Below are 12,609 nucleotides of genomic sequence, written 5' to 3' on the forward strand. Positions count from 1 at the left end.
TGCAATGAAAAACGTGAGCACCTTTTTTGTGCGTCAGTCTTGGCGAATCGAGGATTGTCACCATCATGGTGCGACCAGACATTGAATACCAACTTGTTGAAAAACCATCATTTTTTTGGAGATGCCCATGCCCACCACCGACGAACTCCTGACCACTGCCCGGCAACGCGGCCAGAACGACCACTTGCCGTATGCCGGCGCCGTCACCCCGAGCGAGGCGTTTGCCTTGCTGCAGGCAGACGTCGCCACGATCCTGGTAGATGTGCGCACCAATGCCGAACGCGACTGGGTCGGCCGGGTCTCGATCCGCGACCCGCAGCATGCGGCGGTGCAATGGTCGCAATATCCCGGCGGCGTGCAGAATCCCGATTTCCTGGCGCAGCTGGCGCAGATCGCTGAAAAAGGCACGCCGCTGCTGTTCTTGTGCCGTTCCGGCGTGCGCTCGCAACATGCGGCCAAGCTGGCCACCGAAAACGGTTATGCCAACTGTTTCAATATCCTGGAAGGTTTCGAGGGCGACAAGGACAATAACGGCCACCGCAAAAACCTCAACGGCTGGTGCAAGGCCGGCTTGCCTTGGCTGGGGGCTTGACGGGATTCTTTCAGGCGGCCTGATAGGCCAGTACGCGGTTCTCGTATTTCTGGCCTTCGAATTCGTGCCAGGCGGTGCCGATGTCGATGAAACCGTAAGCGCGATAAAACCCCAGCGCCTGTGCGTTGCCGGCCCAGGCCGTGAGCCAGAGCCGGGCGCCGGCGCTGCCGATCGCATGGTCCAGCAGCGCGCGGCCGATGCCGCGGCCATGGAAATGTTCCTGCACGTATAGCGTGTCGACTTCGACTCCGCCGTAGTTTTTTTCCGCGCAGGGCGATTCCAGGTCGAGCAGGACGTAACCCAGCAGGTTTTCGCCGTCCGCTTCGACAAACAGCCGGTAAGCGGGATCGGCGATGATGTCGCGGAAATACCCGGGAGTAAAAGTCGACAGCACCTCGCGCGCCAGGTCATCGCTGACGCCTTCGGTGGCGTAGGCATGCAGCCAGACCTGGATCGACAGCGCGGTCAGGCTCATGCAATCGGCTTCTGCCGCGTCTCGAATCAAATTTCTCTCCTTGGCTGTGCTTCATTTATGCAGCGGTTTCAGCGACGGACAGCGCGAGCCCGTACTTGAAACTTATGCAAGCTGACGACAGTCTACTACCGCTCCCTGGCTGCCGAGAAATCCGCAGCCGTAAAATGTTTTGCCACCGGAACCCCCATGATTGCCATTGACCGCCTGATCCAGATCCGCCAGTCCCTGCACTGGCTGCCGCTAGTGTTCGCCCGCATCAATGTCGGGCTGTTCTTCTCTATCTCCGGATACAACAAGCTGTTCGTGCCGGCCAACCAGGCAGCCATGCTGACGACCATGCAGCACGCCGGCATTCCATTCCCGGAATTCAATGCGGTGTTCGTCGCCATCCTGGAATTTGTTTTCGGCGGCTTGCTCGCGCTGGGCTTGCTGACCAGGGCCAGCGCGCTGGTCCTGCTGGCGATAGTCGGCGTCGCGACTTTCTCGGATGGCATCCACAAGATCCCGGCCGGCCTTGGCCCGCTGGACTGGTACGACTGGTTCCTCTACCTGCCCGAGGTGCTGTACGGCCTGCTGCTGTTCTGGATATTGTTTGCCGGCGCCGAGCGTTTTGGCGCGGACCCTGTGCTTGTAAAACGATACCCGAAGTTACGCCGGTTTATATAAATCGAGCGAGGCAATCGCCACCCGCGCGGCAGCCAGGTCCCAGGCGGCCTGGCCGACGGTTTTATATACCGGCAAGACTGCCTGCCGGACAAAGCCGTGGGCCAGCACGTCGGGCAGCTCGCGCACCTTGCTCCAGTCGATCTGCGCTTGCAGCAGATCGCCGGCTTCATGTTTCGCTCCCGCCAGGCAATCGACCACTACGGTGCGGCTGTGCAAAAGCTCGGCCGGAAATTCCACCATGTCCGGCTTGAAGGCGCCGACGCCTATCGCCAGCGTAGTCGCGGCGATGCTGACCGGTATCACGGCGGTGCGCGAAGTGGTCAGGGCGATCACGACATCGGTGTGCGGCAAATCGGTGGCTAGCGCAGCGGCGGCCATGGCCTTGACGGCAATCTGCGGATGCCGCTGCTGCAAGGCTGCGCAAAATGCCTGCGTTTTTTCCAGGTCGCGCGCGGCGACCCAGAATTCGGTGACGCCGAAATACTCGGCCAGGCCGTCGGCATGAGCGATGGCCTGCACACCGGTGCCAATCAAAAATGCCGATTTTGGCTTTGACGGCAGCAAAGCTTCAATACCGAGCAGGCTTACCGCGGCCGTTCGCCTGGCGGTAACGGTGGGGCCATGCAACAGCGCCAGCCGGCGGCCGCTGGCGGCGTCGAACACCACTACTTCGCCCTGGATCGCCGGCAGCTGGTACTGGGCGTTGTTGGCGTGCACGGTGATCAGCTTGGTCATGCCGATGTCGGCAGCGACAGCCGGCATGCATAGCAGCACGCTGGCCTTGTCGATTTCCACCACCATGCGTTCGGGCGCATTGATCTCGCCTTGGCGCAGCTGCTGTGCGACCTTGACCAGCGCCGGCACCAGTTCGGCATACGGCAAGGCGGCGGCGGTGCTTTCAGCGTCGAGGATTCGCATATATTGGTCCATCCAAAATCGGCCCATCCAAAATTAATCAGCGCAGGAAGAAACCTTGCGGGAACGGATCGCTGTCTTCCAGCACCCACTGGTTGAAACCCATGATGTGCGCATTGCCGGTGACTTCGGTATGCACTGCATCGAACTCGCCGACCTTGGTGGTGCCGGTCACACGCACCCGGAAACAGCTGCCGACGATGCTTTCATTCACCAGCACCTGGTTCAGCGCCAGCTTCTGGCGCAGGAACAATTGCGCGGCGCGGCCTGAGGTACCGGTGCCGGTCGGCGAGCGGTCCACTTCGCGGTCGGCGAAGATGCAGACATTGGCCTGGTCGGCGCCGGCATCGTTCGGCGCGCCGTCGATGATGGTGCCGTACAACGTATCCAGGCCGGGCTCCAGCGGATGCTGGATTTTTACCTGGTCCTTGACTGCCTGCTTGGTTTCCGCGCCCAGCTGTATCAGGCTGCCCACCTGTTCCGGCTTGATCTTCACGCCAGCCTGGTCGGCGTTCATGTAGTAATAAAAAGCGCCGCCGAACACGATGTCGCCAGTCACCTTGCCGAAGCTCGGCGTCTCGACTTCGACGTCGCGCTGGTAGATGAATGCCGGCACGTTGCGGAAGGTGACGGCGCCGGCGCGCTGGCCGTCCCATTCGACCTGGGCTTCGATGAAACCGGCCGGCGTATCAAAGCCGATGCGCGTCAGCGGCATGCTGCGCTCGACATGGTTGAGCTCCACCAGCACCTTGCCCAGCGCGATGATGCCGTGGCCGCACATGTCGCTATAACCTTCGTTATGGATGAAGATCACGCCGAAATCGGCGGCCGGCGTGACCGGCGGCAACAGGTAGGCGCCGTACATGTCGGCATGGCCGCGCGGTTCGTTCATCAGGAACTGGCGCAGGTCGTCGCGCTGCGCCTTGAGCCAGCAGCGGCGCTCGAGGATGGTCTTGCCGGGCACCGGCGGCAGGCCGGAAATAACGATGCGCAGCGGCTCGCCGCCGGTGTGTGCATCTACCGTATGGATGGTGCGTGTATAACTTAGCATGGGAAATTTTGTACGAAGAGAACCGCGGGCGAGACGTGGGCAAAAAAACCTGCCCACCCTACTTCGCTTGCCTGGAGGTAGGGTGGGCACCTGTGCCCACGCGTTGGTTGCTTAGTAGCTGGTCAAAGCTTCCGGCACGCCGCCCTTGAAGCGGAACACGGTTACAGGCGATTGCTTCAGGTCGTGGTTGGCGTCGAATTCATAAGAGCCGGCTACGCCCTTGTAGTGAATCTTTTCCAGCGCCGATACGTATTGCTTCGGCTCTACCGAGTTGGCGTCCTTCATCGCCTGCGCGATCACCATCATGCCGTCGTAGAACGAAGCAGCGTAGGTTTCCGCAGGACGGTTGTAACGCTTCTGGTAGTCGGCCGCAAAGGTTTTGCCCGAAGCCAGCTTGTCCAGCATGGCGCCGCCCTGGGTGCAGTACACCTGGTCGGTAATCGCATCGCCGCCCAGACGGCCCATCTCCGGCGCGCAGATGCCATCGCCGCCGAGGAACTTGGCGCTTACGCCCAATTGCTTCATCTGGCGCATCATCGGTCCGCCCTGCGGCGAGTAGCCGCCGTAGAAAATCGCGTCCGGTTTCTTCGACTTGATGGAGGTCAGGATAGCGGTGAAATCGGTTGCCTTGTCATTGGTGAAGTCGTTGCCGAGCACCTTGATGCCGTTGGCCTTGGCGACTTTCGAAAACTCTTCCGCCAGGCCCTGGCCGTAGGCGGTGCGGTCGTCGATGATCGCTACGGTCTTGACCTTCAATTCCTTGGCTGCGTACAGCGCCATCTTGCCGCCCAGCTGGCTGTCGCTGGCCGCTACCCGGAATACCGAGTGGAACCCTTGCAGGGTCACTTTCGGATTGGAGGCCACGGTGCCCATCACGATGCCGGCGTCGTTATAGACGCGCGAAGCAGGAATGGTCACGCCCGAGTTGTAAGGACCGACCACTGCCTTGACGCCCATGTCGACCAGCTTTTGCGCTACGCCGACACCGGCGCGCGGATCGGCCTGGTCGTCTTCCATCTGCGCTTCGAACTTGATTTTCTTGCCGCCGATGACCATGCCCTGGCTATTGAGCTTGTCGATCGCCATGGCCAGGCCGCCCTGGTTGTCGCGACCGGCAGATGCCTGCGGGCCGGTCAGCGGGCCGCTGAAACCGATCTTTACTACTTGTGTCTCCTGCGCCATAACGAGCGCTGGGAATGCAGCCAACATCACCATCATCAGTTTGGTCCGTGCGTACATGGCGTATCCTTTCGTCTGTCTTTAATAATAGTGTTTTTTTAATATCGGCACCCATCGTCAGGCGTGGGAAACCGGGGACGTCTCTTGCAGATCGAATCCTAGCAGGGACGCCGCCGCATTAAATTCTTTTATGCGGCGGCTTCTCCGTAGATTCGATGGCAAAATGACTCGATCCAGCAGGAATTCTAGTTGCTATCCCTGCGGCAGGGGAAACAAATTGGCCGGGGCCGGAATCGGCGTGGCTAGTGGCAATCGGGCACGTTCTGGTCCAGGTAGACCTCGAAGGCGACGTTGCTGATCCATTTTTTTCGATTGCCGGCCCAGTAGCTGCTGTCCAGCGCACTGGCCGTCTGCTGCAGGTAATCGCCCAGTCCGGTATCGGCCGGCCTTACCGCAAAAGTCAGCGTGGCCGGATTGGCGGGCAGCGGCAAGCTGGCTGAAAACTTTTTCCATTCGGGTAAATCCAGCATGCCGTTCAGGACCGCGTCGTCATGGACGGCGGCGTCGCAGGCTCCGGTCCGGAGCGCCAGCAAGGCGTCGGCCGGCGCTTTATATACTTTTTCAACAGCGCCATAAGCGGCCGCCATGCTGCCGACGTAGGCCCCGCCCTGCGCCACGCAGATGCTGCGCCCGCGCAGCTGCGCCAGGCGCTTGATGTCGGTATCGCTGCGCATGATCAGTTTGGGGTTGGCCTGGTAGGCTGTCGGCAGCAGTCTTGCGCTGGCGCCGAACGTGTCGGCGTCGGCCTGCTTCAGGTTCAACAGCAGCAGGTCGACCTTGCCTTGCGCCAGCAGCTGTTGCCGGTCCCGCGCCGTCACTTTCACCGTGCGCAGCCTGACGCCCAGGCGCTGCGCCAGGTCGGCGGCGACGGTCGTGTCGAAACTCTCGGCCGTGCGGTATTTTGCGCCGGCGACATGGGCCGGCGCGACATAGCTGACGCCGACCACCAGCTGGCCGCGCTGCCTGATTTGCTGCAAGCTGGCCGCCGTCGCGCTGAGCGGCAGCGCGCAGGCCAGCAGCAACAGTAAAAATCGGCGGAAGAAAAACGGCGGTTTCATGAACTTGGATCAGACGTATTGATAACGCAGCACCCTGTGCTTCAGGTTTTCCAGGATGAACTGGTCGATCAACGCAGCCAGGATTGCAATGGCTAGGATGTTGGTCATCACGCCGACCATGTCGGCGGTTTCGCCGGCGTAGGCCAGGGTCCGTCCCAGCCCCTTGCCGAAGCCGATCAGCATCTCGGCTGAAATCAGCGCGCGCCAGGCATTGCCGAACGCCAGCTGGGCGCCGGTGATCAGCTCCGGCATCACTGCCGGCAGGTACACCCGTTTCAGCATGTCCCAGCGCGTGGCGCCCATCACCCGCGCCGCCGAGACGTGCACTTGCTGCACGCTCTCGGTGGCGTTCATGACGCTCAGCGCGGCCGGGAAAAAAGCCGCCATCGCCACCACCACCATGATCGGCAGGTTGCCGAAGCCCATCAGGATCAGGAACAAGGGCACCCAGGCGATCGACGGGATCGATTGCAGGATGATGATGGCCGATTTCAGCACTTCGCGGAAGAAAAACAGCACCGCGCCGACCAGGCCGAAGCCGATGCCGAACAGCATCGCCGCCGCATAACCGCCGCCGAGCCGGGTCAGGCTGCCCCACAAGGCGGTGCGGAATTCCGGCGTCAGCGCTTCCTGCCACAAGCGTCCCAGCACCGGCAGCACGCCCGGCATCAGGAAATCAGGCAGCGACCAGGCGGCGATCTGCCACAGCAGGAAAATCAGCAGGATAGCCAGCAGCATGGCGAGTTTTTTGCGATAACCGACCAGCCGGCTTTGAGTGCTCATAGATAAACCAAAACAATTCTTGTGTAATGAAAAAAGCTGATTGCGGAACGATCAGAGCTTGCGGCTTTTTTGCCAGTCGAGGTCGATGATCGCATTTACATCGAACGGCTTGCCGTCACGCGTTTTCAGCGAACCCTGGTCTTGCAGGATATTCGCCAGCTCCTGCATGCGCGCCAGCTCCTTGGCGGTCAGCACGGCGCTGAAGGTCTGGCTCTTGATGGCGTCGCGGATCACCGTTTCGCGCGGCAGCTCGCCCTGCTTCAGGGTTTTCAAGGTGGGATCGGCGATGAAGTAGCTGGCGATCAGCTTCGACGCCGCGGCCGGATCTTTCTGCAGGAGTTCGATCGCTTCACGCTGCGCATCCAGCGATTTCCACACCGCGTCGCGGCGCTTCGCCAGCGTTTCGCCGGAAGTGATCACCACCATGCAGGGGAAAGGCCAGACTTCGCCGACTTCATAAATCTGCTTCACCGGCGCCACCAGTTTGGCGATGCTGGCTTGCGGCTCGAACAGGAAAGCAGCGTCGACCCGTTTGCCAACCAGCGATTGCACCGCCACCTGCGGACTGACGCCGAGGATGTTGACGTCGTCGGCTTTCAGGCCGGCGTTCTTGAGCGTCACGCCTTTGAGTACGGTGTCGGCGGTGCTGCCTTCGGCCTGTGAAGCCAGGGTGTGTCCCTTCAGCCCGGCCACATCCTTGATGCCGCTGTCCTCACGTACCACAATCGCGTGATAGCCGTGCTGGGCGCCGGCCACTACCTTGAGGTCGGCGCCTTTGGAAGCCCACGCCGCGGCATTGGTGAAACCCAGCACGCCGCTATCGAGCTGGCCGCCGACGATGGCCTTGATCAGGTCGGTGCCCGACTTGAACTCGACCAGTTCCACTTCCAGGCCGTGCTTCTTGTAGAAGCCGCCTTCAAAGGCGGCAATCGCCTGCGCATCGTCCATGACGCGCAGATAGCCGATCTTGAATTTTTCGGCGGCGCCGGCGTGTCCAGCCAGCGTCAGCAAAAGCGCCGGCAGGATGAACAGCCGTTTTAGTTTGACGTTAAATATCATGCTGCGATTCCCTCAAGTTTTTTTGCGAATGCGTCTTGCTCTGCGTGAATCCCGAGCAGGCAAAGAATTTCCCGACGGATGGCGGCAAATTCGGATAGGTCGTGGGTTTTCTCGTGGTGGTTCAGGTTGAACTCGCGCAGCACCGTGGCCGGACGCGGACTGAACACCAGGATGCGGTCGGCCAGGAACAAGGCTTCGTCGACATCGTGCGTCACCAGCAGCACGGTCGGCCGTTCTTCGCGGATCAGCTGGCGCAGGGAATCCTGCAGGGTCATGCGGGTCAGTGCATCCAACGCGCCAAACGGTTCGTCCAGCAGCAATACTTTGGGTTTGGTGATAAAAGCGCGCGCCAGCGCCGCGCGCTGCCGCATGCCGCCCGAGACCTGGTGCGGATAATAAGCTTCGAAACCTTGCAGGCTGACTTTGGAGAGCCAGTCGCGCGCCTGCTGGCGAGCGCTGGCCTTGCCGACTTTCTGCAGCTCCAGCGCCAGCGCCACATTCGCCTCCAGCGTCAGCCATGGATACAGCGCGTTTTCCTGGAACATCAGCATGCGTTCGGGATGCGGCCCCTTGATCGCCTGGCCGTCGGCCAATACCGCGCCGCTGCTGGCAGCGCCGAGACCTGCCGCCAGATGCAGCAGGGTCGACTTGCCGCAGCCGGAAGGACCGACCAGGGCGACCAGTTCGCCCTCCTCGATTTCACGGCTGAAATCGGCGATCACCGGCAAGCCGGAGAACTGCTTGTTGACATGTTTGAACGATAACTTCATGGGGAAATTGGCGCCTTTGCGTCGTACGGCAACGCTAAGCCTAAGTCGGCGAGCGCATATAAAGTGGATTTTTTATTCATTTTCCACTTTATCGATCAACTTTCCGGCTTACAACAACTTATAACTTCTATGCTTATGCTAAAAACAGATATAGAAGCTTGTCATAGAATTATTGCTGAGCAGTTGGTCCTGCGGCCGCAGCCATGGCAGGCAAAGCCGCCGGTACGTCCGCATAACGCAAGCGCACGCCCAGCTCCAGCTTGATGCGCCGGTTCTGCAAACGGCGCGACTCCGACATGAACGACAGCAGCATCGGCGACACCACCTGCTCCAGCTCGGCGCGCGGCAGCCGCGGCGACGGCGGCAAGCTGAAAGCCTCGGCCACCAGGTCGAAGTATTCCGCCATCTTCAGCTGCGAATCGTCGCTTGCATGGTAGACCCGCAAGGGGGCGGCCTTGAAAATCGCGGCCACGATGATGCGCGCCAGGTCATCGGCATGGATGTGGTTGGTATACACGTCGTCGGCGGCGATCAAGGCCGGTGTCGCCTTCTGCAAGCGCGCCAGCGGCAACCGGTCGGCGGCGTAAATCCCCGGCACCCGCAGGATCGCCAGGCGTCCGCTGCGGCGCCGGGCCCAGCCGCGCAATACCTGCTCGGCATCGACACGGCGCCTGGCGCGGCCATTGTGCGGGGCCAGCATCCGGGTTTCGTCTATCAGCGCGCCGCCGCAATCGCCATAGACGCCGGTGGTGCTGATGTAAACAAGAGTGGCCCGCTCGGGTAAAATGGCGGCCAGGTTACGGCTGCGCCGGTCTTTTTCTCCGGCCGACTGCGGCGGCGCCAGGTGGACCACGATCTGCGCCAGGCGGGCCAGCCGAGCCAATGTTGCCGGCTGATCAAGATCGGCCACCAGTGGGACAGCGCCGGCGGCGCGCAATTCGGCGCAGCGCGCCGGCTGGCTGGTTACTGCAAATACGCGAAACCGCTGTGTCAGCAGCGCCAGCAGGCGCAATCCTACGTCGCCGCAGCCAAAGATCAGCAAGCGCGGCTTGCCCAGTTTGTCGCCAGGGTGTTGTTTTATATTTTTCTGCTTTATATTTTTCATTCTAGGATTGTATGAGTTTTCAGATAACTGTCCAGCCTAGCGGCCGTCAATTCAGCTGCGACGAAGGCGAGACCATCCTCACCGCCGCCATACGCGCCGGCGTCGGGCTGCCTTACGGTTGCAAAAACGGCGCTTGCAGCTCATGCAAGGGCAAGCTGCTGGAAGGCGACATCAGCCATGGCGCCCATCAGGAAAAAGCCTTGCCGGTGAAGGAAGAGCAACTGGGCTTCGCCCTGTTCTGCTGCGCCACGCCGCATTCCGACGTCACCATCGAAGCGCGTGAAGTGGCCGGCATCGGCGAGTTCCCGGTGCGCAAGATGCCGACCCGCGTGGTCAAGCTCGACAAGGTGGCCGACGACGTCATCGTCCTGTCGCTGCAACTGCCGGCCAATGAACGTCTGCAATACCTGGCCGGCCAGTACGTCGAATTCATGCTGCGCGACGGCAAGCGGCGCAGCTACAGCATGGCCAACGCGCCTTACAAAGATGAATACCTGACGCTTCACATTCGCCACATGCCGGGCGGCCTGTTCACCGACCAGGTGTTTACCACCATGAAAGAACGCGACATCCTGCGTCTGGAAGGCCCGCTCGGCACCTTCTTCCTGCGCGAGGATTCGGACAAGCCGATGGTGCTGCTGGCCTCCGGCACTGGCTTCGCGCCGATCAAGGCCCTGGTCGAACAATGCGCCCATACCGGATCGCAGCGGCCGATCACCTTGTACTGGGGCGGCCGCCGGCCGCAAGACCTGTACATGATGGCGCTGTGCGAAGAATGGGCCGCCACGCTGCCGGACTTTACTTTCGTGCCGGTGATTTCGAATGCGCAGCCGGAAGACCAATGGCAGGGCCGCAACGGCTTCGTGCACCAGGCGGTGATCGACGACTTGCCCGACCTGTCCGCTTACCAGGTGTACGCCTGCGGCGCACCGGTCGTGGTGGAATCGGCGCAGCGCGATTTTGTCGCCCTGTGCAAATTGCCGGCCGAAGAGTTTTATGCGGATTCGTTTACTTCGGAAGCGGACCTGGCCTCCTGAACAAATCCTAGTTGAGGGAGCCGGCCGTCAGGCGTACATGGCGCGTGAGCGTTACTTCATGCATGACAATCTGTTGCTGCGGTACCGGATCGCGCCGTTCCGCACCCTCCGCCGCTGACCTGACAGGGCCGACGGGCTCGTTCACGCTTGCGGCCGCAACTCGCGACGGCAGATGAGGAGCCGGCCGGCGCTGCTTTGGCGGCGTTTTGAAAACGACCTTCCCCTTGTTGTCTTGCACCGGCAAAACGCTGGCGGCTACGGGCTTGTCCTCTACAGGCACGTCCTCGATTACCTTATCAATTGCAACAGGCTGGACCCGCTTGTTTTCCGCAGTACCGGCATCTTTCGCCGCCAGTATCTTCGCCGGCTTTTCCAGCGCGGCGGCGGGGACGTCCGTTTGCTGCCAGTAACGGTTTCCCAGGAAGCCGAGCACCCCTGCCATCAATACCCCCAACAACATCAACGGCACGCCAGAATGCGTTTGCGGGCGCACAAAATCCAGCTCCGGGCTGGCGTCCGCCGATCTCATCCTGACCCCTTGGCGCAAATCGCTCATTGCCGCCTCTCCTGCCATGGGCCGAATGGTAAACCTGGCTTGGCATAAGCCACGCCCTGGGCGGAACAGTCCAAGGGCTGGCGCCATGCCAGCTTGCCCCATGCGCCGTAGCGTCCCGACTGTTCCGCCACCAGATTATCCGCGGCCCAGTAGCCCCACTTATAGCGGCCAGCCGGCACGCCAGGCTTGCCAGGGGGCGCAGCAAACGCCGGGCCGCGCGCATGGTTGCGGGTGAAACCATCCGGATAATCTTGGCTGCCTTGCAGCCAGGGATGCGCCGCCGCCAGCCAGCGTACCGAGGCGGAATTGTCTCGCCCCTGGCGCAGGCTGCCGGAAAATGGCGCCACCGCCAGCACCGGGACGGCATTTTCGCCGGCGCTATCCGCCCGCGCCAATTGCGCGGCAGCGGCGATGCTGTCAGCCAGCGCTGCGCCTGGCGCCACCGCTATGCCGCAAACGCCCTGCCATGTACCCTGCTTTCTGAATAGGCATTCGAGCGCGCCGTGTTGCGGCAGGCTCAGCACACAATCGTCTTCCAGCATGTCCCAGTGACGCTGTACCGCTGCCGTCAGCAGCGACGTGCACGAGACCAGCCGCAGCTGGTGCGTCTTGGCCAGCGCCTGCAAGCCCCGTATCAGCGCGGCATCGGTTGCCGCCGCCAGCCGCGGCTGGCCGGACGGCGCAGGATCGACCACCACCTGGCGGCCGGGATAGGCGCTGCCGTCCTGTTCATCGAATACGGCGTTGGCATAAGCTTGCCAGTCCGCCGCCCGCGCCAGCCCGGTCTGCCACGGCAACACCGTGTGCCGCACATACGGATAACCGAGCAGCACGGTCAGTTTGTCGGCGATTTTTATGCGGCCGCGCGGGGTGCGTTCGAATAGATCGGCGGCGGCCGATAAAGGATCGGACAATGCGGCCGGACTCCCCTTGAGTTCGCCGCTCCAGACATTGCGCTCGCGGGCGAATGCGGAACGGCCTATCCAGGTAAGCTGCCCCCCTTGCAGCAGCATGAGGTGGTGCATTACCAGCGGTGGCGACGGCTTGAATGATTTGCTAGGGGGAAATGACACAATGCACCTCCTGTGCTCAGAGCGGTAACGATTTCGCCGGCATTGAATTGCTTAAAAGCATGATTATGGAAGATATCAGATTTAATTGCCTTTTGAGAACTATTTTAATCATTTCGCTATCCGGCCCCGGCTGCTGTCGCCAGTTGTGGGCGGATGACGAACTTTCCCTATCAAAGACTGGCCACAGCTACGCAAATTTTTTTTGACGCACCACACAAAAAGTCCTAATA

14 protein-coding genes are annotated in these 12,609 nt (G+C 61.4%); 3 read left to right on the forward strand and 11 right to left on the reverse strand.

From position 1 onward, the window contains the following. Nucleotides 1–127 precede the first annotated feature (127 nt). Nucleotides 128–592: a rhodanese-like domain-containing protein gene (locus tag CFU_RS18410; protein ID WP_041742372.1), complete on the forward strand. Its 465-nt coding sequence runs from the start codon at nucleotides 128–130 to the stop codon at nucleotides 590–592. Nucleotides 593–602: 10 nt separating this feature from the next. Here CFU_RS18410 and CFU_RS18415 read toward each other — a convergent pair whose 3' ends face one another. Beyond that, nucleotides 603–1,067 carry a GNAT family N-acetyltransferase gene (locus CFU_RS18415; protein WP_050808640.1) on the reverse strand — a complete coding sequence of 155 codons (465 nt, stop codon included), beginning with the start codon at nucleotides 1,065–1,067 and terminating at the stop codon, nucleotides 603–605. A 186-nt stretch (nucleotides 1,068–1,253) separates the two neighbouring features. Here CFU_RS18415 and CFU_RS18420 point away from each other — a divergent pair, with 186 nt between their 5' ends. After that, a complete protein-coding gene (locus tag CFU_RS18420; RefSeq protein WP_014007518.1) occupies nucleotides 1,254–1,733 on the forward strand; it encodes a DoxX family protein in 480 nt (159 codons plus the stop codon). Here the strand turns inward: CFU_RS18420 and CFU_RS18425 are convergent. The 8 genes from CFU_RS18425 to CFU_RS18460 all read right to left on the reverse strand — a co-directional run bounded on the left by CFU_RS18425 (nucleotide 1,716) and on the right by CFU_RS18460 (nucleotide 9,713). Next, complete coding sequence (locus CFU_RS18425; RefSeq protein ID WP_041743663.1) at nucleotides 1,716–2,651, reverse strand: delta(1)-pyrroline-2-carboxylate reductase family protein; 936 nt, start codon at nucleotides 2,649–2,651, stop codon at nucleotides 1,716–1,718. The two genes, CFU_RS18420 and CFU_RS18425, sit on opposite strands and share 18 nt — an antisense overlap. A gap of 37 nt (nucleotides 2,652–2,688) precedes the next feature. Then, nucleotides 2,689–3,699: a trans-3-hydroxy-L-proline dehydratase gene (lhpH, locus tag CFU_RS18430; RefSeq protein ID WP_041742374.1), complete on the reverse strand. Its 1,011-nt coding sequence runs from the start codon at nucleotides 3,697–3,699 to the stop codon at nucleotides 2,689–2,691. Between the two features lie 111 nt (nucleotides 3,700–3,810). After that, the gene (locus tag CFU_RS18435) at nucleotides 3,811–4,938 is read right to left on the reverse strand and encodes a branched-chain amino acid ABC transporter substrate-binding protein (protein ID WP_014007521.1); all 1,128 of its coding nucleotides are present in this window, start codon (nucleotides 4,936–4,938) and stop codon (nucleotides 3,811–3,813) included. Nucleotides 4,939–5,180: 242 nt separating this feature from the next. Beyond that, nucleotides 5,181–5,996, reverse strand: coding sequence for a transporter substrate-binding domain-containing protein (locus CFU_RS18440; protein ID WP_014007523.1), 816 nt, complete (start codon nucleotides 5,994–5,996; stop codon nucleotides 5,181–5,183). Between the two features lie 9 nt (nucleotides 5,997–6,005). Beyond that, entirely contained in the window at nucleotides 6,006–6,779 is a 774-nt protein-coding gene (locus CFU_RS18445) for an ABC transporter permease (RefSeq protein WP_014007524.1), read from the reverse strand. Nucleotides 6,780–6,830: 51 nt separating this feature from the next. Next, a complete protein-coding gene (locus tag CFU_RS18450; protein WP_014007525.1) occupies nucleotides 6,831–7,838 on the reverse strand; it encodes an ABC transporter substrate-binding protein in 1,008 nt (335 codons plus the stop codon). After that, entirely contained in the window at nucleotides 7,835–8,608 is a 774-nt protein-coding gene (locus CFU_RS18455; RefSeq protein WP_014007526.1) for an ABC transporter ATP-binding protein, read from the reverse strand. Before CFU_RS18455 ends, CFU_RS18450 begins: the two co-directional genes overlap by 4 nt. Nucleotides 8,609–8,777: 169 nt before the next feature. Continuing rightward, nucleotides 8,778–9,713: an SDR family oxidoreductase gene (locus CFU_RS18460; protein WP_014007527.1), complete on the reverse strand. Its 936-nt coding sequence runs from the start codon at nucleotides 9,711–9,713 to the stop codon at nucleotides 8,778–8,780. 11 nt (nucleotides 9,714–9,724) lie between these two features. Here CFU_RS18460 and CFU_RS18465 point away from each other — a divergent pair, with 11 nt between their 5' ends. Further along, nucleotides 9,725–10,750, forward strand: coding sequence for a CDP-6-deoxy-delta-3,4-glucoseen reductase (locus CFU_RS18465; RefSeq protein ID WP_014007528.1), 1,026 nt, complete (start codon nucleotides 9,725–9,727; stop codon nucleotides 10,748–10,750). A 7-nt stretch (nucleotides 10,751–10,757) separates the two neighbouring features. On the opposite strand, the gene CFU_RS18470 is transcribed toward CFU_RS18465, so the two are convergent. Then, nucleotides 10,758–11,306, reverse strand: coding sequence for a hypothetical protein (locus tag CFU_RS18470; protein WP_041742376.1), 549 nt, complete (start codon nucleotides 11,304–11,306; stop codon nucleotides 10,758–10,760). After that, complete coding sequence (locus tag CFU_RS23440; protein WP_014007529.1) at nucleotides 11,303–12,379, reverse strand: hypothetical protein; 1,077 nt, start codon at nucleotides 12,377–12,379, stop codon at nucleotides 11,303–11,305. The genes CFU_RS18470 and CFU_RS23440 overlap by 4 nt, the downstream gene beginning before the upstream one ends. Nucleotides 12,380–12,609: the final 230 nt, after the last annotated feature.

The organism is Collimonas fungivorans Ter331 (assembly GCF_000221045.1).
GTDB classification, from domain to species: domain Bacteria; phylum Pseudomonadota; class Gammaproteobacteria; order Burkholderiales; family Burkholderiaceae_D; genus Collimonas; species Collimonas fungivorans_A.

What these genes read in the sequence shown, in the direction of transcription:
- CFU_RS18410 (WP_041742372.1), top strand. Translation starts at nt 128, where the DNA reads ATGCCCACCACCGACGAACTCCTGACCACTGCCCGGCAACGCGGCCAG.
- CFU_RS18425 (WP_041743663.1), bottom strand. Translation starts at nt 2,651, where the DNA reads ATGCGAATCCTCGACGCTGAAAGCACCGCCGCCGCCTTGCCGTATGCC.
- CFU_RS18415 (WP_050808640.1), bottom strand. Translation starts at nt 1,067, where the DNA reads ATGAGCCTGACCGCGCTGTCGATCCAGGTCTGGCTGCATGCCTACGCC.
- lhpH (WP_041742374.1), bottom strand. Translation starts at nt 3,699, where the DNA reads ATGCTAAGTTATACACGCACCATCCATACGGTAGATGCACACACCGGC.
- CFU_RS18455 (WP_014007526.1), bottom strand. Translation starts at nt 8,608, where the DNA reads ATGAAGTTATCGTTCAAACATGTCAACAAGCAGTTCTCCGGCTTGCCG.
- CFU_RS18465 (WP_014007528.1), top strand. Translation starts at nt 9,725, where the DNA reads ATGAGTTTTCAGATAACTGTCCAGCCTAGCGGCCGTCAATTCAGCTGC.
- CFU_RS18460 (WP_014007527.1), bottom strand. Translation starts at nt 9,713, where the DNA reads ATGAAAAATATAAAGCAGAAAAATATAAAACAACACCCTGGCGACAAA.
- CFU_RS18420 (WP_014007518.1), top strand. Translation starts at nt 1,254, where the DNA reads ATGATTGCCATTGACCGCCTGATCCAGATCCGCCAGTCCCTGCACTGG.
- CFU_RS18435 (WP_014007521.1), bottom strand. Translation starts at nt 4,938, where the DNA reads ATGTACGCACGGACCAAACTGATGATGGTGATGTTGGCTGCATTCCCA.
- CFU_RS18470 (WP_041742376.1), bottom strand. Translation starts at nt 11,306, where the DNA reads ATGAGCGATTTGCGCCAAGGGGTCAGGATGAGATCGGCGGACGCCAGC.
- CFU_RS18440 (WP_014007523.1), bottom strand. Translation starts at nt 5,996, where the DNA reads ATGAAACCGCCGTTTTTCTTCCGCCGATTTTTACTGTTGCTGCTGGCC.
- CFU_RS18445 (WP_014007524.1), bottom strand. Translation starts at nt 6,779, where the DNA reads ATGAGCACTCAAAGCCGGCTGGTCGGTTATCGCAAAAAACTCGCCATG.
- CFU_RS18450 (WP_014007525.1), bottom strand. Translation starts at nt 7,838, where the DNA reads ATGATATTTAACGTCAAACTAAAACGGCTGTTCATCCTGCCGGCGCTT.